This is a genomic window from Vibrio tubiashii ATCC 19109, assembly GCF_000772105.1.
GTDB lineage: Bacteria > Pseudomonadota > Gammaproteobacteria > Enterobacterales > Vibrionaceae > Vibrio > Vibrio tubiashii.
Map to the genome: position 1 here is coordinate 2,668,555 of NZ_CP009354.1, position 22,292 is coordinate 2,690,846.

22 protein-coding genes are annotated in these 22,292 nt (G+C 45.3%); 6 read left to right on the forward strand and 16 right to left on the reverse strand.

Features of this window, described 5'->3' with window-relative positions; genetic code table 11:
• Both IX91_RS12160 and IX91_RS12165 read left to right on the forward strand, forming a co-directional pair.
• Complete coding sequence (locus IX91_RS12160) at nt 1–591, forward strand: phosphoheptose isomerase (RefSeq protein ID WP_004744965.1); 591 nt, start codon at nt 1–3, stop codon at nt 589–591.
• 3 nt (nt 592–594) lie between these two features.
• Nucleotides 595–1,164, forward strand: a complete 570-nt coding sequence (locus IX91_RS12165) for a BON domain-containing protein (protein ID WP_004744966.1) — start codon at nt 595–597, stop codon at nt 1,162–1,164.
• 45 nt (nt 1,165–1,209) lie between these two features.
• Here the strand turns inward: IX91_RS12165 and sspB are convergent, their stop codons facing one another.
• From sspB to zapE, 8 genes are all read right to left on the reverse strand, one after another.
• The gene (gene sspB, locus IX91_RS12170; RefSeq protein ID WP_004749088.1) at nt 1,210–1,704 is read right to left on the reverse strand and encodes a ClpXP protease specificity-enhancing factor; all 495 of its coding nucleotides are present in this window, start codon (nt 1,702–1,704) and stop codon (nt 1,210–1,212) included.
• 11 nt (nt 1,705–1,715) lie between these two features.
• A complete protein-coding gene (gene sspA / locus IX91_RS12175) occupies nt 1,716–2,351 on the reverse strand; it encodes a stringent starvation protein SspA (protein WP_004744968.1) in 636 nt (211 codons plus the stop codon).
• A 97-nt stretch (nt 2,352–2,448) separates the two neighbouring features.
• Nucleotides 2,449–3,186 (reverse strand): cytochrome c1, encoded by a 738-nt coding sequence (locus tag IX91_RS12180; protein WP_004744969.1) that lies wholly within the window; start codon nt 3,184–3,186, stop codon nt 2,449–2,451.
• On the reverse strand, nt 3,183–4,448 hold the full coding sequence (locus IX91_RS12185) for a cytochrome b (RefSeq protein WP_004744970.1): 1,266 nt from the start codon (nt 4,446–4,448) through the stop codon (nt 3,183–3,185). The genes IX91_RS12180 and IX91_RS12185 overlap by 4 nt, the downstream gene beginning before the upstream one ends.
• Nucleotides 4,448–5,041, reverse strand: a complete 594-nt coding sequence (gene petA / locus IX91_RS12190; protein WP_004744971.1) for a ubiquinol-cytochrome c reductase iron-sulfur subunit — start codon at nt 5,039–5,041, stop codon at nt 4,448–4,450. The genes IX91_RS12185 and petA overlap by 1 nt, the downstream gene beginning before the upstream one ends.
• A gap of 330 nt (nt 5,042–5,371) precedes the next feature.
• On the reverse strand, nt 5,372–5,764 hold the full coding sequence (gene rpsI / locus IX91_RS12195; protein WP_004415472.1) for a 30S ribosomal protein S9: 393 nt from the start codon (nt 5,762–5,764) through the stop codon (nt 5,372–5,374).
• Between the two features lie 16 nt (nt 5,765–5,780).
• Nucleotides 5,781–6,209 (reverse strand): 50S ribosomal protein L13, encoded by a 429-nt coding sequence (gene rplM / locus IX91_RS12200; RefSeq protein WP_004744972.1) that lies wholly within the window; start codon nt 6,207–6,209, stop codon nt 5,781–5,783.
• A 245-nt stretch (nt 6,210–6,454) separates the two neighbouring features.
• Nucleotides 6,455–7,561, reverse strand: a complete 1,107-nt coding sequence (gene zapE / locus IX91_RS12205) for a cell division protein ZapE (protein WP_004744973.1) — start codon at nt 7,559–7,561, stop codon at nt 6,455–6,457.
• A 152-nt stretch (nt 7,562–7,713) separates the two neighbouring features.
• On the opposite strand from zapE, the gene zapG reads away from it, so the two are divergent.
• The 3 genes from zapG to degS all read left to right on the forward strand — a co-directional run bounded on the left by zapG (nt 7,714) and on the right by degS (nt 10,856).
• Nucleotides 7,714–8,172: a Z-ring associated protein ZapG gene (gene zapG / locus IX91_RS12210; protein ID WP_004744974.1), complete on the forward strand. Its 459-nt coding sequence runs from the start codon at nt 7,714–7,716 to the stop codon at nt 8,170–8,172.
• Between the two features lie 123 nt (nt 8,173–8,295).
• Complete coding sequence (locus IX91_RS12215; RefSeq protein ID WP_004744975.1) at nt 8,296–9,663, forward strand: DegQ family serine endoprotease; 1,368 nt, start codon at nt 8,296–8,298, stop codon at nt 9,661–9,663.
• Nucleotides 9,664–9,791: 128 nt separating this feature from the next.
• Nucleotides 9,792–10,856 carry an outer membrane-stress sensor serine endopeptidase DegS gene (gene degS, locus IX91_RS12220; protein WP_004744976.1) on the forward strand — a complete coding sequence of 355 codons (1,065 nt, stop codon included), beginning with the start codon at nt 9,792–9,794 and terminating at the stop codon, nt 10,854–10,856.
• 52 nt (nt 10,857–10,908) lie between these two features.
• Here the strand turns inward: degS and parC are convergent, their stop codons facing one another.
• From parC to nudF, 6 genes are all read right to left on the reverse strand, one after another.
• A complete protein-coding gene (gene parC, locus IX91_RS12225) occupies nt 10,909–13,191 on the reverse strand; it encodes a DNA topoisomerase IV subunit A (RefSeq protein ID WP_004744977.1) in 2,283 nt (760 codons plus the stop codon).
• 3 nt (nt 13,192–13,194) lie between these two features.
• A complete protein-coding gene (gene parE, locus IX91_RS12230) occupies nt 13,195–15,075 on the reverse strand; it encodes a DNA topoisomerase IV subunit B (RefSeq protein ID WP_004744978.1) in 1,881 nt (626 codons plus the stop codon).
• A gap of 225 nt (nt 15,076–15,300) precedes the next feature.
• Entirely contained in the window at nt 15,301–15,882 is a 582-nt protein-coding gene (gene yqiA, locus IX91_RS12235; RefSeq protein WP_004744979.1) for an esterase YqiA, read from the reverse strand.
• Nucleotides 15,883–15,891: 9 nt separating this feature from the next.
• On the reverse strand, nt 15,892–16,713 hold the full coding sequence (gene cpdA, locus IX91_RS12240) for a 3',5'-cyclic-AMP phosphodiesterase (protein ID WP_004744980.1): 822 nt from the start codon (nt 16,711–16,713) through the stop codon (nt 15,892–15,894).
• A gap of 11 nt (nt 16,714–16,724) precedes the next feature.
• Nucleotides 16,725–17,165 carry a DUF1249 family protein gene (locus IX91_RS12245; protein ID WP_004744981.1) on the reverse strand — a complete coding sequence of 147 codons (441 nt, stop codon included), beginning with the start codon at nt 17,163–17,165 and terminating at the stop codon, nt 16,725–16,727.
• Nucleotides 17,153–17,782: an ADP-ribose diphosphatase gene (gene nudF / locus IX91_RS12250; protein ID WP_004744982.1), complete on the reverse strand. Its 630-nt coding sequence runs from the start codon at nt 17,780–17,782 to the stop codon at nt 17,153–17,155. The genes IX91_RS12245 and nudF overlap by 13 nt, the downstream gene beginning before the upstream one ends.
• Nucleotides 17,783–18,014: 232 nt before the next feature.
• Between nudF and tolC the strand changes: the two genes are divergently transcribed.
• The gene (tolC, locus tag IX91_RS12255; RefSeq protein ID WP_004744983.1) at nt 18,015–19,340 is read left to right on the forward strand and encodes an outer membrane channel protein TolC; all 1,326 of its coding nucleotides are present in this window, start codon (nt 18,015–18,017) and stop codon (nt 19,338–19,340) included.
• A 76-nt stretch (nt 19,341–19,416) separates the two neighbouring features.
• On the opposite strand, the gene IX91_RS12260 is transcribed toward tolC, so the two are convergent.
• Complete coding sequence (locus tag IX91_RS12260; protein WP_004744984.1) at nt 19,417–19,863, reverse strand: hypothetical protein; 447 nt, start codon at nt 19,861–19,863, stop codon at nt 19,417–19,419.
• Between the two features lie 17 nt (nt 19,864–19,880).
• The gene (gene arcB / locus IX91_RS12265; protein WP_004744985.1) at nt 19,881–22,226 is read right to left on the reverse strand and encodes an aerobic respiration two-component sensor histidine kinase ArcB; all 2,346 of its coding nucleotides are present in this window, start codon (nt 22,224–22,226) and stop codon (nt 19,881–19,883) included.
• Between the last annotated feature and the right edge of the window lie 66 nt (nt 22,227–22,292).

Genomic DNA, 22,292 nt, shown 5'->3' on the forward strand with positions numbered 1-22,292 from the left:
ATGCTAGATAGCATTAAAGACAGTTTTACTGAAAGCATTCAAATTCAAATCGCAGCAGCCGAAGCGCTCCCTGATGCCATTACTCATGCAGCGCAAGCTATGGTAGCGAGTCTACTCAACGGCAACAAAATTCTTTGCTGCGGCAACGGTGGCTCTTCTTCAAACGCGCAACAGTTTGTTTCTTGTCTTCTCAACCGTTTTGAAACTGAGCGACCAAGCTTACCCGCGATGGCACTGACAGCGGATAACACCACCTTAACTGCAGTGGCAAATGACTACCACTACGAAGAGATATTCTCCAAACAGGTGCGTGCTTTTGGTCAAACGGGTGACATCCTACTTGCTATCTCTACCAGTGGTAACAGTAAAAACATCATCAAAGCGATGGAAGCCGCGGTAACCCGAGATATGACCATTATTGCCCTAACTGGTAAAGATGGTGGCGAGATGGCTGGCTTGTTAGGTGAGAATGATGTTGAGATTCGTATCCCATCTCACAGAACCGCAAGAATTCACGAAGTTCATATGGTGACGCTACACTGCTTATGCGATCTTATCGACCAAGTATTGTTCCCAGCGCACGAAGAGTAAGTTATGAAGATGTTTAAAGGCTTATTGCTGTCATTTTTCGCCCTCAGTCTGACGGGTTGTGCAGGTCTGTTTGTCGCAGGTGCGGCAACAACAGCCAGCATTGTGATTGATCCAAGAACGACTCAAGAGATCTGGGACGACAATAACATTGAGTTTGAAATTGCAGGTATCGGCAACAAAGCACCGTTCAGAGGCAACGCACGTATTACTGCTAGCTCTTACAATGGCAACGTGGTTTTAATGGGGCAAGCGAATACCGAGCAGCTTAAGCGTGAGATTGAAAGTCGCGCGCGTGACATTAAAGGCGTCGAGAACATATATAACCAGCTGCGCGTTAAAGCGCCGCTCTCTGTTGGCGAGATCAGTCACGACAGTTGGATCACCACTAAGGTTAAATCCGCTTTAATTGCCAACTCTGAATTAAGTGGAACTAAAATCAAGGTCATCACCGAAGACAAAGAAGTCTTCCTACTTGGCTATGTCTCAGATGAACATGCGAATATCGCGACCGATGTGGCGCGCAATATATCTGGAGTAAAACAGGTGGTAAAAGCATTCCATCAGGGAAGCTAAGCGAATCGCAGATACAAAAAAGCAGCGCTAGGCGCTGCTTTTTTATTATTTAACGACTCTAAGACTCGGTCGACCTTTAGGTCTTGGCGGCTCGTCATCACCCACTGTCGCATCTGCGGTTTCTGGTTCTGGCTCCACCTCTGTCGCAACTGACAATGGTTGAGGCTCGTCAGATACCTCTTCAATGCCTTCTTCCTCGTATTCAGCCATGTAAGCCTCTTCAGGCTCAAACATCGTACCTGCGCCGTTTTCACGTGCGTAGATAGCTTGTACTGCATACAGAGGAACAATCACTGAGTGAGGGCGACCACTAAAGCGAGCATTGAAGGTAATCGCTTCGTTGCCTAACTCTAAATTACCCACCGCTCTCGGAGCGATATTAAGGATAATCTGACCGTCTTGAACAAACTCCAAAGGTACACGTACACCAGGTAATTCTGCTGCCACAACCAAGTGTGGAGTTAAATCGTTATCCACCAGCCAATCATAGAATGCACGAAGCATGTATGGTCGGCGTGGTGTCATGTTTGCTATATCCATCTTCTCGCCAATTAACGAGCTAGACGCATTTCACGTTCAGCTTCAGTTAGAGAAGCTAGGAATGAATCACGTTCGAATACGCGGTTCATGTAAACTTTTAGTTCTTTAGAACCTGGGCCTACCAACTCGATACCAAGTTGAGGTAGACGCCATAGTAACGGTGCTAAGTAACAGTCAATTAGGCTGAACTCTTCGCTCATGAAATATTCGTACTCAGCAAAAACTGGGCCTAGAGTTAGCAGGTCATTACGTAGTTTGTTACGTGCTGCTTCTGCTTCTTCTGCGTTACCTTTTACGATTTTCTCAGCAAGCGTGTACCAGTTTTTCTCAATACGGAAGATCATTAGACGGCTGTTACCACGAGCAACTGGGTAAACTGGCATCAATGGTGGATGAGGGAAACGCTCATCTAGGTATTCCATGATGATCTTTGAATCGTAAAGCGCTAGTTCACGGTCTACTAACGTTGGTACTGTCTTGTACGGGTTAAGTTCAATAAGCTCCGCAGGTAGATTTGCTTCATCTACGAGTTCTACTTCAACGCTTACACCTTTCTCTGCTAGAACAATACGTACCTGATGGCTATACATATCAGATGCACTTGAAAATAGAGTCATCACAGAACGTTTATTGGCAGCTACAGCCATGGAGCCCTCCAGCACACTTACAAATATAAAAACAATGGAGGCTAAGCCTCCATTGTTAAGTTCAAAAATTGGGAATTAGCACAGTATGATAGCACAATTAGTGCACATCACGCCAATACTCTTTCTTCAGTAGCACAACAACAATCGTGAAGATGACTAGGAAAGCCATTACCCACCAACCTAGCGCATGACGCTCTAGTTTCACTGGGTCACCTGAGTACTCCAAGAAGTTAACCAAATCACGTACTGCTTGGTCGTATTCTTCATTGTTTAGCTCACCGGTTCCATCAGCTTCAATACCAACCACTTTTGTCACTTCTTTGCCATCTACGACATGAGTTTCAAAAACTGGCTTAGGAATGCCTTGCAGCTCTTCTAGCACATGAGGCATACCAACACTTGGGAAAACAATGTTGTTAACGCCAAACGGACGGCTTGGGTCCTCATAGAATGAACGTAGGTAAGTGTATAGCCAATCCGTACCACGGACACGAGCAACCAGTGTTAGATCTGGCGGTGGAGCACCAAACCATTTCGCTGCTGACTTCTCAGGAATCGAGTTTTCCATCAAGTCACCCACTTTCGCTTCTGGGTCAAAGATTAGGTTTTCTTTAAGCAGTTCAACTGGGATACCAATATCACGAGCGACACGCTCATAACGTTGGTATTGAGCTGAGTGACAACCGAAACAGTAGTTCATAAACAGTTTCGCGCCATTTTGCAGTGAAGCTTGGTCACTCAGATCGTTGTTTGCTTTATCAAGTGGTACGTTCGCACCCGCTGCCATCGCCAATGAAGGCAGCATTGCAAATAAAATTACAATCCATTTTTTCATTTGAATGTCACCCTTTCTGGTAGTGGCTTAGTCGCTTCGTTCTTACTGTAGAAGTACAGCAGTACGAAGAACATGAAGTAAGCTAAGCTGAAGATCTGAGCTAATAGCGTGTATGTTGGTGTTGCTGGTAGCGCACCAAGAATACCCAACGCGATAAAGCTGATCGTGAACTGGATGATATTGAATAAATGGAACTTACTGCGGTAGCGGTAAGAACGTACACGACAACGGTCTAACCAAGGTAGTACAAATAGAACCGCAATCGATGCACCCATCGCGATAACACCTAGTAGCTTATCCGGAACCGCACGTAGAATCGCGTAGAACGGAGTGAAGTACCATACAGGAGCAATGTGCTCAGGTGTTTTCAGTGGGTTTGCTGCTTCAAAGTTAGGTGGCTCAAGGAAGTAACCGCCCATCTCTGGGTTGAAGAACAGCACATAACAGAAGAAGAATAGGAAACCGGCTACACCAACCATATCTTTCACAGTCCCGTACGGGTGGAAAGGAATAGAATCGATGATGTCGTATTTCTTAGTGTAATCGTTATGGAATGGGAACTGAGTCTTGTAGTCATCGCCCATTGTACCTTTAGGTAGCTTAGTTTCGATACCATCAGGGTTGTTTGAACCTACTTCGTGCAGTGCTAGTACGTGAAGAACGATTAGCAGTAATAGAACGATAGGCAGAGCAATTACGTGTAGTGCAAAGAAGCGGTTTAGCGTTGCACCAGAGATAACGTAGTCACCACGAATCCATAGCGTTAGGTCATCACCAATAACAGGAATCGCACCAAATAGAGAGATGATTACCTGTGCACCCCAGTAAGACATCTGTCCCCAAGGTAGTAAGTAGCCCATAAACGCTTCTGCCATCAACACTAGGAAGATAAGCATACCGAAGATCCACAGTAGCTCACGAGGCTTCTGGTATGAACCGTAGATAAGGCCGCGGAACATGTGCAGGTAGACAACAACGAAGAAGGCTGACGCACCTGTAGAGTGCATATAACGCAGCAACCAACCGTATTCAACATCACGCATGATGTATTCGATTGAGGCAAAGGCTCCGTCACCAGAAGGAACGTAGTTCATTGTTAACCAGATACCGGTTAGGATTTGGTTAACCAAGACAAGCATCGCTAGCGAGCCAAATAGATACCAGAAGTTAAAGTTCTTTGGCATCGGGTACTCAGAAAGGTGCTTCTTGTACGCATTCATTGCGGGTATGCGTTTTTCTACCCAATCAAGTAGAGCTTGCATTATGCCTCCCCTTCTTCGTCAACACCGATAATAATCTTGGTATCACTTAAGTATTGGTGTTTTGGAACAACTAGGTTTAATGGCGCTGGTACGCCTTGGAAAACACGACCTGCCATGTCGAACTTAGAGCCGTGACACGGACAGAAGAAACCTGATTTAACACCCTGAACTTGCTCATTAAAACTGTCAGGCAAATACGTTGGAGAACAACCAAGGTGTGTACAGATACCTACCGCAACAAAATACTCTGGCTTAATTGAGCGATAAGCGTTCTGAGCATAAGTTGGTTGTTGTTCTTCTGCTGAAGATGGGTCACGAAGCTGACCATCGATAGCTTTTAATCCTTCAACTACAGACTGTGCACGACGGACAACCCATACAGGTTTACCACGCCATTCAACACGTACCATTTGCCCTTCTTCAAGTTTACCGATATCAACTTCAACAGGGGCACCTGCAGCTTTGGCTTTTTCACTTGGGTTCCAAGATTTAATAAAAGGAACGGCGACAGCAGCTGCTCCTAAACCACCCACAACGGCTGTTGTAGCGGTTAAGAAACGTCTGCGACCGTTATTTAAAGGCGCATTGCTCATCCAAACATTCTCCCATTTGCTCCTTGTGGATTTATTGTTATTCCGCTTAAAGAGCATGGCTAACAAAATACGAATTTAGTTGTATTTATTTGATGCCAAATGATAAATAAAACCCTACTTTTTGACAAGATAAAGCTACCTTTTTGTAACATTTGTGAAGCGAATCGCCAGTGAGGTCACAAAAGGAGGATAAGTAAGAGAAATCAAATGATAAGTGGCGCTAGGAAAGGATTTTTTTAACGGACAGAAACAAAAAAGCCTGGCAAGAAGCCAGGCTTTTGGTACCACGTTCCAATGTAAACATTGGAAGCGAATCTTTTCGAAAAAAGATTAACGCTTAGAGAACTGTGGACGACGACGTGCTTTACGTAGACCAACTTTCTTACGTTCAACGCAACGAGCGTCACGAGTAACGTAACCCGCAGCACGTAGAGTAGGACGTAGAGACTCATCGTATTCCATTAGAGCGCGAGTGATACCGTGACGGATAGCACCTGCTTGACCAGAAATACCGCCACCTTTAACAGTAACGTATAGGTCTAGTTTCTCAGTTAGTTCAACTAGCTCTAGAGGCTGTTTAACAACCATGCGAGAAGTTGGACGACCGAAGTACTCATCAAGGCTACGCTTGTTGATTACGATGTTGCCGCTGCCTGGTTTAACAAAAACACGTGCAGCTGAGCTTTTGCGACGGCCAGTACCGTAGTATTGATTATCTGCCATTGTTCGAAATCCCCGATTAGATGTCTAGTACTTGAGGTTGTTGAGCAACATGGTTGTGCTCAGCGCCAGCGTAAACTTTCAGCTTACGGTACATAGCACGGCCAAGAGGACCACGTGGTAGCATACCTTTAACTGCTAGCTCAAGAGCCATCTCTGGCTTGCGATCAATTAGCTTCTCGAAGCTGATTGATTTTAGGCCGCCAGGGAATTCAGTGTGACGGTAGTAAATCTTACCTTTAGCCTTGTTACCAGTTACAGTAACTTTCTCCGCGTTAACAACGATGATGTAATCACCAGTGTCACAGTGTGGAGTGTATTCAGCTTTGTGTTTGCCACGTAGGCGAGATGCAATTTCACTTGCTAGACGGCCAAGAGTTTTACCTTCAGCGTCTACAACGTACCAGTCGCGTTTTACAGTTTCTGGTTTAGCAACGAAAGTTTTCATGCTAATAATAACCCGTTCAATAATTAAATTTACACTTAAGGAGCTTTCGCTCCCACTGACTAAGAGTCCAGTTAACACCCCTTCGAGTGATTGGCACTCTCGACCCGTTATGTCGAAATACCTTCGATAATAAGGTCTGCAGTAACGGTGGGTCGCAGGATTATAGAGAAGTCAGTAGAAAAAATCACCTCTTTTCGCGTGAAAATTTCATTTTTTTTCAATTGAGCACAGTTCGCTTCCGCCAGCTATGCTAAATGTTCTTTCGCCAAGTAATCATGGCTTTGCATTTCAATCAAACGCGACTGACAGCGTTTAAATTCAAACTCCAATTGACCACCAGCATAAAGCGCTTCCAACGGCACTTGCGCAGATATAATTAGTTTGACATGACGCTCATAGAACTCATCGACCAGAGCAATGAAACGTCTGGCAGCATCATCTATGGTACGATCCATTATTTGAACATCCGCCAGCAGTACGGTGTGATAGATGCGCGACATCTCTATGTAGTCATTTTGGCTGCGCGCAGATTGGCATAGCTGTGCAAAGCTAGCATGTAACACATCTTCAGAAGCTTGAATGACGTCAATCTCTCGATGGTTGATTTCGATGCTCTTAGCCCCTTTCTTCCCTTCCCCAACGAGCTGTTCATAATAGTGACGAAGGTTTTTATCGGCTTGCGCATCTAACGGAGAGTGGTAGATCTCGGCTTGTTCTAGAGTTCTCAAGCGGTAATCAATCCCACTATCAACATTCAACACGCGGCAGTTTTTCTCGATCAATTCAATCGCAGGAAGAAAACGAGCACGTTGCAATCCATTACGATACAAATCTTGCGGTGGAATATTCGAAGTCGCGACTAAGATAACACCACGTTTAAACAGAGCTTGGAACAGAGTGCCCAGAATCATGGCATCGGTAATGTCTGAAACAAAAAACTCATCGAAGCAGATGATCTCAGCCTCAGACTTAAATTTGTCAGCCACCAACTCTAGTGGGTCATTCACATCACCTAATGCATTTAACTCATCGTGGACGCGATACATAAAGCGGTGAAAATGGACGCGCATTTTCTTTTCTGTGGGTAAAGCCTCAAAGAAGGTATCAACCAGATAGGTTTTACCACGCCCTACTCCGCCCCAAAAATAGAGCCCTTGGGGTGCTTGAGGTAGCTCTGGCGCTTTTTTACTAAACCAAGTTTTCCATCCGCTCGGCTTTTCTACCGGCGTGTTAATGTAGTCGATGAATTCATGGTAGAGGTTATCTAAGGCTGTAACCGCTTGAAGCTGCGCGGCATCCTTTTGAAAACCATGTTGTTTTATATCGTTGTTATAGATTTCTAATGGCGTCATTGCTTCTTTACCTACTCAAGAAGACTGTCAAACTGCTATGTAGAGCACATGCATTTTTCTTTATTGGCTTAAGTTCTCATAGTACCATGTCATTTGAACATGTGTAACTAACCAGTAAAAAACATGTTAAATAACAATGATAAGGAGCAATTATGCCTTGGATTTATGCCCTCGTAGGTTTGCTTGTTGGTATGGTTTTGGGTGTTGCGATTTCTCGCCTGACAACACCAGGATACAAGAAGCAAAAGAGCGTTCAAAAAGATCTCGACAACGCAAAATTTGAATTAGAGCAGCAAAAACAAGATCTTGCAGATCACTTTGCGCAAACAGCGGAAATGTTGGATTCACTAGGTAAAGAGTACACTAAGCTGTATCAACATATGGCGAAGACGTCTTCAGAACTTTTACCAAACATTCCCGAGCAAGATAACCCATTCGTGAAGAAGATCGCTCAGCAGTCTGATTCAGAATCAGTTGAAAATAACGATGTTGATATTCAACCGTTAAGCGAAGCGCCTAAAGATTATGCGTCAGGTTCAACGGGTTTATTAAAAGAGCAGAAGAAAGAAATTTTAGATTCTCAAGACGTTGTTTCAGCTAAAGCGTCATAATTGAAATCTATCTTTGATGAACTTTGCAAAGGTTTTTAAGTCATAACTCCTACAAGTGACCATTGAAATCTGATTTTTCGTACAAATGTCAGTATTAGGTCCTTAACCAACTAGGAGTATCCGATGAAAAAACCTTTGCTTGCTTTAACCGTCCTGTCATTAAGCCTAAGTTCAATCATCACACCAATGCAGGCTACGGCCGCTTTGCCGTTTACGGTTGATGGCGAACAGTTACCAAGCTTGGCTCCGATGCTTGAAAAAGTGACCCCTGCTGTCGTCAGTATCTCAGTGGAAGGCACCCAAGTATCCAAACAACAAATTCCTGATCAGTTCCGTTTTTTCTTTGGACCTGATTTCCCAACCGAACAGCTCCAAGAACGCCCATTCCGTGGGTTAGGCTCAGGTGTCATCGTTGACGCTAAGAAAGGCCACATCGTTACTAACTACCACGTCATCAACGGCGCAGAGAAAATCCGCGTTAAACTTCGAGATGGTCGCGAGTACGATGCTGAACTCGTCGGCGGCGACCAGATGTCAGACGTGGCACTGCTCAAGCTAGAAGAAGCGAAGAACCTGACCGAGATTAAGATCGCTGACTCAGACAAGTTGCGCGTCGGTGATTTCACCGTAGCCATTGGTAACCCATTTGGTCTCGGACAAACCGTAACTTCGGGGATTGTGTCTGCCCTAGGTCGTAGTGGTCTAAACCTAGAGAACTTTGAAAACTTCATCCAAACCGACGCAGCGATCAACAGCGGCAACTCTGGTGGCGCACTGGTGAACCTAAATGGTGAACTGATTGGTATTAACACCGCCATCTTAGGCCCTAACGGCGGTAACGTGGGTATCGGCTTTGCGATCCCATCCAACATGATGACCAATTTGACCGCGCAAATCCTAGAGTTTGGCGAAGTTAAACGCGGTATGCTCGGCGTACAAGGTGGCGAAATCACCTCTGAATTAGCCGAGGCCCTAGGATACGAATCGAGTAAAGGTGCTTTTGTTAGCCAAGTTGTACCTGATAGTGCAGCGGATAAAGCCGGCCTTGAGGCAGGTGATGTCATTGTATCTGTCAACGGCAAAGCAATTAATTCATTTAGTGAGTTAAGAGCTAAGGTGGCAACTTTGGGGGCAGGTAAAGAGATCTCACTTGGCGTCGTGCGCGATGGTAAGAAGAAATCATTCGATGTCACCTTAGGTGAGCAGACTAACATCAAGACGACTGCTGATAAGCTACATGAAGGCTTATCTGGTGCGCAGCTAACCAACACCAATGCCAGCGACTCTGTACAAGGTGTTAAAGTCACCTCAGTAGAAAAAGGCTCTAATGCAGAAGCTTATCAGCTGCAAAAAGATGACATCATTATTGGCGTTAACCGTCAACGAGTGAAGAATCTCGCAGAGTTTAGAAAAGTGGTAGAGAAGCAATCGGGAGTACTTGCGCTCAATATCCAACGAGGAGAGCGTAGTATCTATCTTGTTATTCGATAAACACCATTGATAAAAAACGCGATATTGGCTTGAAAGGATAGCGGTAGAACCCGCTGTCCTTTTGTTATTTTCTCATCTAGTGCTATTCTTCACCAACTTATCCATTTTATGACCTTGACGAGGAAAGCATGCTGCAATTTTTGTTGCGTTCTATTGGCTTAGGCTTAGCAACTGCTGCTCTGTTATTAATCGCTGTACCGTCTTTGCGGTCCAACATCCTTCCTCAAACCAATCAATCCACTGTAACTGACTATTCACAGGTTCAGGTGTCATTCAATCAAGCCGTTCGAAAAGCAGCTCCTGCTGTGGTGAATATTTATAGCCGTAAGTACCAAGAGAGCGATCGTTCCAAACTGCTTACCCAAGGGCTAGGCTCTGGTGTCATCGTCAGTGATAAAGGCTATATCATTACCAACTACCACGTCGTTGCACAGGCCGATCAAATTATCGTTGCGCTGCAAGATGGCCGAGTGGCTGCCGCTCAATTAGTTGGTAAAGACCGTAGAACCGATATCGCCATCCTGAGGGTTGAAGGCGATAACTTACCTGTTATTCCACTTAATCCTGAATACTCGCCGAAAGTCGGTGATATTGTTCTGGCAATTGGTAACCCGTACAACCTTGGTCAAACCACCACTTTCGGTATTATCTCTGCCACTGGCCGCTCTTCAATCAGCGCCGATGGTCACCAAGCGTTTATCCAAACCGATGCCGCAATCAATGAAGGTAACTCTGGTGGCGCTTTGGTCAATACTCGTGGCGAGCTAGTTGGAATTAACACTGCTTCATTCCAACAAGCCACTGAGCTGGAAACTTACGGTATTTCGTTTGCCATTCCATATGCACTCGCGAATAAAATCATGCAGAAAATCATTGCCGACGGTCGAGTGATTCGCGGCTATATCGGAATTGATGGGCAAGACATTAACTCCGTTACCTCCCGTCTATTAGGTAACGAACATCTCGGTGGTATCGTAGTATTAGGTATTGATCCCAACGGCCCTGCGGCGGATGCTGGATTTGAAGCTCAAGACATTATCTTGAAAATTGATGGTCAGAAGATCAATGGTCGTCAAAGCGTGATGGACATAGTGACCGAGTTAAGACCAGGCACAACGGTTGATGTGCTAGTACTGCGTAAAGGAGTCGAAAAAGTCCTTAAAGTCACCATTGAAGAAGATACCCGCGAATAATCTTTAATACGATGAACAATAAAAAACCCATGCTAGGCATGGGTTTTTTGTTCTATTCAGACGCTTCGTTTTCCGGCTCAGGGGTTGAACCAGACTCAACCTCAATACGAGTTACGCGCTGAAGACCTCTAGGCAACAAGCCGCCTCGACGCCCACGCTCTCCGCGGAAGTTCTCTAGGTCAGCAGGTTTTAGACCAAGCTTACGTTTACCCGCATAGAGAGTTACCGAACTACCCTGAGGCAAAGCAATAAGGTGAGAAACAAGCTCTTCACGCTCTTTCGCTTTCGCCGCTGGAATGTTGATGATCTTATTACCCTTACCTTTACCAAGCTGCGGCAGATCCTTGATTGGGAACAGCAACATACGACCTTGGTTAGTAATCGCTAAGATTTCATCTGCATCTAAATTGCCCACCGTTTGTGGTGAAAGCACTTCAGAGTTCTGCGGCAGTGTCACCAGAGCTTTACCACTGCGGTTTTTCGACAGTAAGTCACTTCCCTTACAAACGAAACCATAACCCGCGTCGGAACCAACTAGCCACAGTTGCTCTTCTTCACCCATAACAACATGGCGAATATTAGTGCCTGCGCTAATGTTCAAGCGGCCTGTAATTGGCTCACCTTGGCTACGCGCAGAGGGTAATGAGTGCGACTCTAACGAGTAACTGCGGCCATCACTGCCAAGGAATACCGCTTGCTGGTTGCTCTTACCACGGGCATGAGCAAGGTATTTATCGCCCGACTTATAGTTCAAGCCATCAGCATCAACCTCATGCCCTTTAGCATGACGAATCCAACCTTTCTCAGAAAGTACAACAGTGATAGGTTCGCTAGGAACTAAGTCACGCTCTGTTAGTGCCTTAGCTTCTGCACGCTCAACCATTGGTGAACGGCGATCATCACCGTATTTGTCAGCATCCGCTTTGATTTCTTTCTTCAGAAGCGTATTAAGACGACGCTCTGAGCCTAGCAGTTGCTCTAGCTTTTCACGTTCTTTCTCTAACTCATCTTGCTCACCGCGAATCTTCATCTCTTCCAATTTCGCTAAGTGACGAAGTTTGGTATCGAGAATCGCATCTGCTTGAATATCGGTAATACCAAAACGTTCCATAAGCACCGCTTTAGGATCGTCTTCAGTACGGATGATCTCAATCACCTCATCAAGGTTAAGGTATGCGACCAACAAACCTTCCAAGATGTGTAAGCGAGCCATGACCTTATCTAAACGGTGTTGCAAACGACGACGTACAGTCGCACGGCGGAATTCGATCCATTCAGAGAGAATTTGAACGAGTCCTTTGACCTGAGGACGATTGTCCAAACCAATCATGTTCAGGTTTACACGGAAGTTCTTTTCAAGATCGGTCGAGGCAAATAGGTGATTCATCAACTGGTCACAGTCAACACGGTTTGAACGCGGTACCACGACGATACGAGTTGGGTTCTCGTGATCGGATTCATCACGCAGATCGTCAACCATAGGTAGCTTTTTAGCGCGCATTTGGTTAGCGATTTGCTCTAGTAGCTTAGCGCCAGACACTTGGTGTGGCAGAGCGGTAATGACGATCTCTGAACCTTCTTTGTGCCATACAGCACGCATTTTAATGCTGCCACGACCAGTACGATAAATCTTTTCTAAATCCGCTTTAGGCGAAATGATCTCTGCTTCTGTTGGGTAATCTGGCCCTTGAACAAAGTTCATTACATCCGCAAGTTCAGACTTTGGATTATCGATCAGATGAATCGTTGCTTCTGCCACTTCACGTACGTTGTGTGGCGGAATGTCCGTTGCCATACCTACCGCGATACCTGTCACACCATTAAGCAGGATGTGAGGTAAACGCGCTGGTAACATTTGCGGCTCTTTCATCGTGCCGTCAAAGTTAGGCTGCCATTCAACGGTGCCTTGGCCTAATTCGCCAAGCAGAACTTCGGCAAACTTAGAGAGTTTTGCTTCGGTATAACGCATTGCCGCGAATGATTTAGGATCATCCGGCGCACCCCAGTTGCCTTGGCCATCTACGAGTGGATAACGGTAAGAGAATGGCTGAGCCATCAATACCATTGCTTCGTAACAAGCCGAGTCCCCGTGTGGGTGGTACTTACCTAATACGTCACCAACAGTACGTGCCGATTTTTTGTATTTTGCCGCTGCCGAAAGACCAAGCTCCGACATTGCGTAGATAATACGACGCTGAACCGGTTTTAAACCGTCACCAATATATGGCAACGCACGGTCCATAATGACGTACATCGAATAGTTAAGATAAGCGTCTTCGGTGAACTTGCGCATTGGCAACTGTTCAACGCCATCAAATGTAATTTCAGTAGACATCCGTTAAACCTCTGCCATGTCGCCGTTGTTTTGTAACCAAGAGCGACGATCATCAGCACGCTTCTTACCAAGCAGCATATCCATCATTTCCATGGTCGCTTGGTTGTCATCAATGGTTAGCTGAACTAAGCGACGAGTATTTGGATCCATCGTCGTTTCGCGAAGTTGCAGTGGGTTCATCTCACCCAAACCTTTGAATCGCTGTACGTTGATTTTTGCTTTCTTCTTCGATAAGCGCTCTAAAATGCCCTCTTTCTCATCGTCATCAAGGGCATAGAACACTTCCTTACCACAGTCGATACGATAGAGAGGAGGCATGGCTACATAGATATGACCCGCTTCAACCAGAGAGCGGAAATGACGCGTAAATAGCGCACAAAGTAGCGTTGCGATATGCAGACCATCCGAGTCCGCATCGGCAAGGATACAGATCTTACCGTAGCGAAGGCCTTCAAGATTCTCGCTATCTGGGTCAATACCTAGTGCCACTGAGATATCGTGAACTTCTTGAGAAGCGAGCACCTGATCAGGAGAGACTTCCCAAGTATTGAGAATCTTACCGCGTAGTGGCATTACCGCTTGGAACTCACGGTCACGAGCTTGCTTAGCTGAGCCACCTGCCGAGTCACCCTCGACGAAGAAGATTTCAGTGCGGTTTAAGTCTTGAACAGAACAGTCCGTCAGTTTACCTGGTAGAGCTGGGCCTGAAGCCACTTTTTTACGCACCACCTTTTTGCTTGCGCGCATTCGGCGGTGTGCGTTTGCAATACACACTTCAGCCAGTTGCTCTGCCAATTGCGGTTTTTCATTCAGCCACAGACTGAAGGCATCTTTAACCACACCAGAAACAAAGGCTGCGGTTTGGCGAGAAGACAAACGCTCTTTCGTCTGACCGGCAAACTGCGGATCTTGCATCTTAACCGATAAAACATAAGAACAGCGGTCGAAGACATCGTCACCGGTTAACTTAACACCACGTGGCAGCAGGTTGCGGAATTCACAGAACTCTCGCATAGCATCAAGCAAACCTTGGCGCAGACCATTAACGTGCGTACCACCTTGCGCGGTTGGGATCAGGTTAACGTAGCTTTCGGTGATCATCTCACCGCCTTCTGGCTGCCAGATAACTGCCCAGTTAGCCGCTTCGGTTTCTGCCGAGAATTCGCCCGTAAATGGTTCTTCTGGGAGAACGGTATAACCTTTAACGCCTTCCGCTAGGTAATCTTTTAAACCGTCTTCATACAGCCATTTGTAGTCATTGCCATTTACTTTATCAGTAAAGGTAATTTCTAAGCCCGGACAAAGGACAGCTTTCGCGCGTAAGTTATTAACTAAACGAGTAACCGAGAAGTTTGCCGAGTCAAAATACTTCGCCTCAGGCCAGAAATGAACACTGGTGCCTTTATTGCGGCGGCCGCATGTCCCGGTAACCGTTAAGTCAGACACTTTATCGCCGTGTTCAAATGCAATTTCGTACACTTGACCATCACGACGCACCGTCACTTCCACACGCTTAGACAAGGCGTTTACCACGGAGATACCGACCCCGTGTAGACCACCAGAGAACTGATAGTTTTTATTCGAGAACTTACCCCCTGCGTGAAGCTTACATAGAATAAGCTCCACACCAGAGACTTTCTCTTCTGGGTGGATGTCTACAGGCATACCACGACCATCATCGATCACTTCGAGTGATTGGTCAGCATGCAAAATTACTTGAACCTTTGAAGCGTGTCCGGCGAGCGCTTCATCGACACTGTTATCGATGACTTCTTGGCCCAAATGGTTTGGGCGCGCTGTATCCGTATACATCCCTGGTCGGCGACGTACTGGCTCCAAACCATTAAGAACCTCAATGGCTCCAGCATTATATTGTTCAGTCATAATACGGAATATCGTTATAAAGAATAAAAAGGTTACTTGTTGGGTGATGGATAAGGCGTTGGCTCACAATGGAAGCAGTGACTGTTGGCAGTCGTCCATGCGGCCACTATCTAATTGCGTCAAACCCACACAAGTACTGGTGAGACATAGTCTGGAACAGACCCAATTATGTCAAGAGAGATAACTAAGTAACAAGCAAAATTATGACTCTTCCCTCAATGAGGGTCAGAGTTGTAAGAATTCTATGATTTGAGCAGGATAGCGTTCGAAATCAACAAAGCTATGATCACCGCCCTGTTCGACGTTCTGTTTTGCCCCATAAAAATGCTCAACCGCTTGCTTATAATCTAACACTTCATCTTCAGTTTGTTGCAACAACCAAAAATCAGATGGTGTGGCTATTTTGGGCGTATCAAGTGTTTTTAACTCTTCGATATGTTTCGCCTCAAGCACATAGCGCTCTTTGGTGTATGGGTTTTCTTGCTCACCTAAGTAGTCGGCAAGCAGCTCATAGGGCTTCACCGCAGGGTTCACCACCACGGCCTTAAAGCCAAACTGTGCATTGAGCCACATTGACATGTAACCGCCTAAAGAGCTGCCAACCAAGCCAATGGTATAGTCATCTTTATACTGATTTACAATATCGAGTAGGTGCTGGGCAGCTTGCTGTGGAAAGCAAGGTAAACGCGGTGTCACTAATTTAATATCAGGTCGATTTTCTAGGCAATACTCCTTCATCACATTGGCTTTATGCGATAAAGGTGAGCTGTTAAAACCATGAATATAAAGTAGTAATGACGGTTTCATTGCGCTCCCTTAATAACCCGCTGAGTTAAAATCCGGTTGAAAACTGCCATAAGGCAGACGTTTGACTTGCGTGGTTAACTGGCCGTCACTATGCAGCTCTAGCTCTCTCCAACCTGGAGAAAGCGTATCCAGAGCAAAATCATCGCTATTTGGCTTAAACTGCACACATGTTGAAGGGGTCGCCATAACACGCACTCCCTGATGCAATACATTCATATCTTGATGAACATGGCCACACAGTACTGCCTTAACGTTGCTGTGCTTTTCAACCACCTCCCAGAAATGATGAGCATCTTTTAGTGTGTGCTGATCTAACCAACGGCTGCCTACCAAGATTGGATGGTGATGAAGCAGCACCAAGGTATTTCTTTCAGGGTATTGAGAAAGTTTATCTTCAAGTAGAGCTAGCTGTTGATCACTTAAACGACCATGAGGTACGCCAACGACTTGAGAGTCCAACAGCACCATTTGCCAATGCTCGCCAAGCAGAACATGCTCAACTTGTTTAATTTGAGTCGATGGCAACACGGAACTCATGCTCGGCTTAAAGTCATGATTACCTGGTAGCCAGAAACAGGTGTTCTTCAGCGGAGCGATTCCGCGCTCAAAACGCTGGTAAGACTCGGCGGTGTGATCTTGAGAGATATCTCCGGTCGAGATAACCGCATCAAAGCTTTGATTTTCTTCGACGATCGCCGCTACCACAGCATTAAAACTGTCTAATGTATTTACGCTGAGCAGACTACCATCCACTGGCTCAAACAAATGAGTGTCAGTAATCTGAAGTAGCTTAATACTGTCGCTATTTGATGAACTTGACGTTACTTTCAAAACAAAAAAACCTAAATATTCAATGGAGTGCGGCTAATACCCTGCTTTAAACAAAATGAAAGCCAATCACCTAAAAAGCGGTTAAGTTGTACCTTCTCATCTTGTTGTAGCATTTTATCGTTCGGGTAATCATATCGGGCATTGACACGTTTCAAGTGGTCACAAGCAGAAACTTCTGCTACGCGAGCATCGTGGTAGAGCCTGACAGACATTGTTGGTAATGGAAATACTGGAACGTCATCGCTTTGACAAATATCGACCAAAGTTGTGTACTTTGTGACTTCTACCACTTGAATCTGATAGGTTAAATAAGCAGCTTGATAGCAACGTACATCACCCACACTCGGTTGATTAGGCAACAAAGCGTTAAGCTTGGCGTAATTTGTTTCGTATGTCCGCATCAAATCAGCAAGATCAACATGATACGGTTTCTTTAGTGCTACTTGTGCCATTGTTCCTGTAATCTGTGATGGTTTAACTCTAGCCACTGCAACGCAATGATAGAGGCACCATTTTCAAATTTTCCTTCTACTACCCATTGATACGCTTGTTGGCGAGAAATAACGTGTACACGAATATCTTCCCCTTCATAGTCTAAACCATGAACGCCATACGCTGTACTCGCATCCACTTGACCAACAAAAACATCTAATTTTTCAGAGCAGCCGCCCGAAGATGGGTAGTAAGAGGTCACTTTTTCCAGTTTCCCCACTTCAATGCCCGCTTCTTCTACGGCTTCGCGCCTTACAACATCCTCGGCCTCTTCGCCTTTATCTATCATGCCCGCGACAATTTCTAACTGCCATGGACTGCGGTGCTCTAAGGCACCAACACGGATCTGTTCAATAATGACAACCTGATCCCGAACTGGATCATAAGGCAACATTGCAGCAGCATGTCCACGCTCGAACATTTCGCGCTCTATCGGCTCACTCCACCCGCCTTCAAACAGCTTATGCTTGAAGCGATACTTAATCATTCTAAAAAAACCCTGAAACAGTGTTTCTTTTGAGATTATTTCCACATCTTGGGGAGTAAACTGCTGATGTTGGTTGTCAGACTGTTGCATTTGGCACCTCTCTGAGTGAATCTTATAGTTTACGCAGACAAAAGCTTAACTTCCAAGGACATGGCTCAACTTTTTATACAATTTTTATAGTTTAAGTTAAATTGATGAATTATTTTTATTGCACAAGCGGACAGTTAAGTGTAAAACTTTGCAAAGTTTTTGAGTGAATTGCCATCAATTGAGTTAAACTCTTGAAGACAAATATTTTTCGCATTTGGCAGGAATAGGACCTATGAAAAAACTGCTTCCACTTATTATCAGTGCAGCACTAGGCAGCCTAAGCACAAGCGCTTTCGCTGACACTCTGACGGACATCTACAATCAAGCAAAAGAGAACGACCCAACGCTACTAAGCGCTGCAGCAAAGCGTGATGAAGCCTTTGAAGCAGTGACTTCTAGTCGTGCAGCTCTATTGCCACAAATTAACTTAACTGCTGGTTACAACGTTACCCGTGGTGAAACAGAACAATCAACCAGCACAATTGATAATGACAACGAAGCACTATCTGCTGGTGTGACATTCTCTCAAGCTTTGTATGACCGTAGTAGCTGGATTACGCTAGATACAGCGGAAAAAAGTGCTCGTCAAAGCGACGCTTCTTATGCAGCAGCACAACAAGCACTCATTCTGCGCGTTTCAACAGCTTACTTTGACGTACTGCGCGCGCAAGATAATCTAGTATTTGTTCAAGCAGAAAAAGCCGCCGTTGGCCGTCAGCTAGAGCAAACTAAGCAGCGTTTTGAGGTGGGTCTATCTGCAATTACCGACGTACATGACGCGCAAGCTCAATACGATTCTGTGTTAGCCGATGAAGTTCTAGCGCAAAACAGCCTAGTCAATAGCTACGAAGGTCTACGCGAAATCACAGGTCAAGAACACTCTAACTTAGATATTCTTGATACTGCTCGTTTCTCAGCACAGAAAACGTCTGCAGCAATTGATGAACTGGTAAACGAAGCTCAAGAAAAGAACCTAAACTTACTGTCTGCACGAATCACTCAAGATATCGCAAAAGATAAGATCTCTAACGCAAGTTCTGGTCACCTACCGAAACTAACTCTCGATGGTGGTTACAACTATAGCGATGTATCGAACGCGACTTCTTCAGATCCAACGACGAATGATTTCAAAGTAGGCGTAAACCTAAATGTTCCGCTATACACTGGTGGTGCAACAACCTCGCTAACCAAACAGGCTGAGTTTAACTATGTCTCTGCAAGCCAAGACCTAGAAAAAACTTACCGCAGCGTTGTTAAAGATGTTCGCGCATTCAACAACAACATCAGCGCTTCAATCGGTGCACTTCGCGCTTACGAGCAAACTGTAGTTTCTGCACAGTCAGCTCTTGAAGCTACGGAAGCTGGTTTCGATGTAGGTACTCGTACTATCGTTGACGTTCTAGACTCAACTCGTCGTCTATACGATGCGAACAAAAACCTATCGAACGCTCGTTACGATTACATCCTAAGCGTACTGCAGCTACGTCAAGCTGTCGGTACTCTGAGCGAGCAAGATGTACTAGATGTGAATGCGGGTCTAAAGACAGCAAGCAACTAATCTAGCTGATTGGATGAAAAAAGGCTTGTTCCAATTTGGAGCAAGCCTTTTTATTTATCTGCGGACAGGTTAATCGCTAATAAACCGTATCAATCTTGACGTTCTTTTCTACCAACCATTCCACTTGACCGTTATTGTTGAGCATTAAAGCAACATTAACTGGTTTAGCGGCATCAATAGGAAACTGCCATACAAAGGCGACTTCCCACTGATTTTGATTGTGTGTACGTAGCTCAAGTAAGTCGCCATCAATCTGCCACGTTTCTTCACCCTGTTGAATAGAGATGCTTTCCACATCAAGCTCAGCTGGAAGGGTTTTATCAGACTCAAGATACAAAGCCCCATGTAAGGTGTTATCTTGAACCTCACCTATGGTTGGCATTTTATTCAGCCAAAGGTTACTTTTTAGCGATACAGTCGCCTCAGAAATAACAACTTGATTGTCTTGTTCCCACCCAACTGGCTCTGAAGCACAACCTGCTAGTAGAGCGGCACTTAATGACACCAATGCTAATTTTTTCATCTCTTTCACCTCTGACGTTATGACTGTTGTCCTAACCATTCTTTAAGTATTTGAATATCATTTTTATATTCATTCTTCATTTCTTCAACCCAATCATCAATATTTTCCCACCAAGCAGGTAAATCAGGTGATTGAGCTTTCTGAGCAACGCTTTGAATGTGCTTCAGCCCAATAGAACCCGCCGCACCTTTAATCTTATGCGCTTCAGACACAATGCCTTCTTGATGCTTAGCGATCATGTTTGAGTCGAGAACTTGCAGGTAGTCAGGCATCATCTCTTCAAACATAGTGATGCTATCCAGCACAGGCTGAGAACCGACAATGCCGACGTACGACTCAAGCATATCAAGGTCAAGTACGCGAGAGTAGATCTCTCCTCCCTCAGTAACAGGCTCCTCAATCACAACTTCAGCGACCTTATCTGCCACCTCTTGCTGAGTAAATTTGGCTAACACGTCTTGAACCGCTGTCACCGAAAGCGGCTTACTGATAGCATCGTCCATTCCTCTATCAAGGTATTCTCGTTTGTTTTTCAGCACATTAGCAGTTAGAGCAACCAGTGGCGGTAAATCAGAATAGGTACGTCTGAAGTACTCAGCAATATCGAAACCTGTCATATCTGGTAGCTGAATATCAAGGAACACTAGGTCATAGATTTCAGGGTCGAACATTTCCATCGCTTCAGCGCCATTCATCGCCACGGAAACTTCATGCCCCATACTCTCAAGCAATGAACGAGCGACGGTAATATTGAGTTCAATATCCTCGACCATAAAGATATTCAGCTCTTGCGACTGATTGACGACATCCACAGTAGGTTGTTCGCTTTCTGCCAGTGGCACTCGAATCGTGACGGAGAAGGTACTGCCAAAGCCTTCTTCACTTGAAACGGTAATGTCACCATCCATCATATTGATAAGCTGTTTCGAAACCGCTAAACCAATCCCCGTTCCAACCGCATGAAGATTATCTTTGCCTGATTTCACCTGATAATACATCGCGAAGATCTTATCCAGTTCAGCATCTGGGATACCAATGCCACTGTCCTCGATTTCCATTGTGATATGCGCATACTCTTCATCTACTTCAGAGCTGACCGTCATTACAACGCCGCCCTCTTTAGTAAATTTCATCGCATTGCTGATCAAGTTCCATAGCACCTGGCGCAAACGGGTCGCGTCAACTTCAATCGCAGTCGGCAATTCGCTCAAGCGCTCAAGATCAAATCTCAGCCCTTTTTGCGATGCCATAAGTGCGGAAATACTCTCCATTTCAGCGACAAACTCTTCGAAGTTCAGCGCTGCAGGGAAAAGCTCTAGCTTACGGCGATCGAATTTATCCATATCGATAATGTCATTGAAAATGTTACCCAGCGTAATCGCACTGACATTGATCGTTTGCATATGATTGCGCTGCTCGGCAGTCAACTGAGTATCGAGTAGCATGCGGCTTAAACCAACAATGCCGTTGAGCGGAGTTCTTAGTTCGTGACTGATTGTAGAAATAAAGGTGGTCTTATCACGGCTCGCCTTTTCAAGCGACTCTTCATGACGCTTACGCTCGGTAATATCACGACCAAAACCAACCAGCCCTAAATGTCGACCATCTTTGCTGTAAAACGGCACCTTACGCAGCTCGAAGTAGTTACGGCGACCATCTGGATACTCAAGCCACTGTTCATACGTAAGGGCTTGATTATCGGAGAAGACCTTTTGGTCTGTATCTACAATTTGCTGTGCGACCTCTTTGCTGTAGACATCCCAAGGAGTTAAGCCCACCAGCTGACTCTCTTTCTTGCCGGTCAACTCTTCCATTGCGCGGTTACAACCGGAGAAAACACCCTCAGCATTACGGTAGTAAATAAGATCGGGGGAGGCATCAATAAATGAACGCAGCAGTGCGGTTCTTTCTGCAAGCTCGACTTGAGTTTTTTCACGTTGATAGACCTCATTCTCAAGATCTTTCATCGCTTCTTCGCGAGCTTCTTCCGCCTTGATCCTTTCTTCGATCTCTTGATTGAGCTTAGTGATATTTTGCTGCAGCTTATTGTTGAGCTCTTGGTCACGCGAGCGCATATCTTTGAGCTTAGACACTAACTTCGAAAGTCGTTGGCGTGACTCTTCCAGTTGATCAACGACCACGGATAAGAAGTAGACCGCCCAAGGGGTAATCAGAAGACCGAAGAATACTGAGCGAACAATATCAATATCATCGACATGGCCACTCAAGACTAGGGTAATACCAACCTGCACCACAACAGCGAGAGCAACGAGGGCTAGAGCGAGAAGAATAGAGAAACGGAGGATGCCCAACTTAACTAGCAGATCGACATAGTATTGGGCAAGATTTTTAATCGGCTTCATTGAGAGCTCCGCACGAAAACATATGACTAAATACTACCTGTTTTCATAAACGACAGCTAAAAGAAT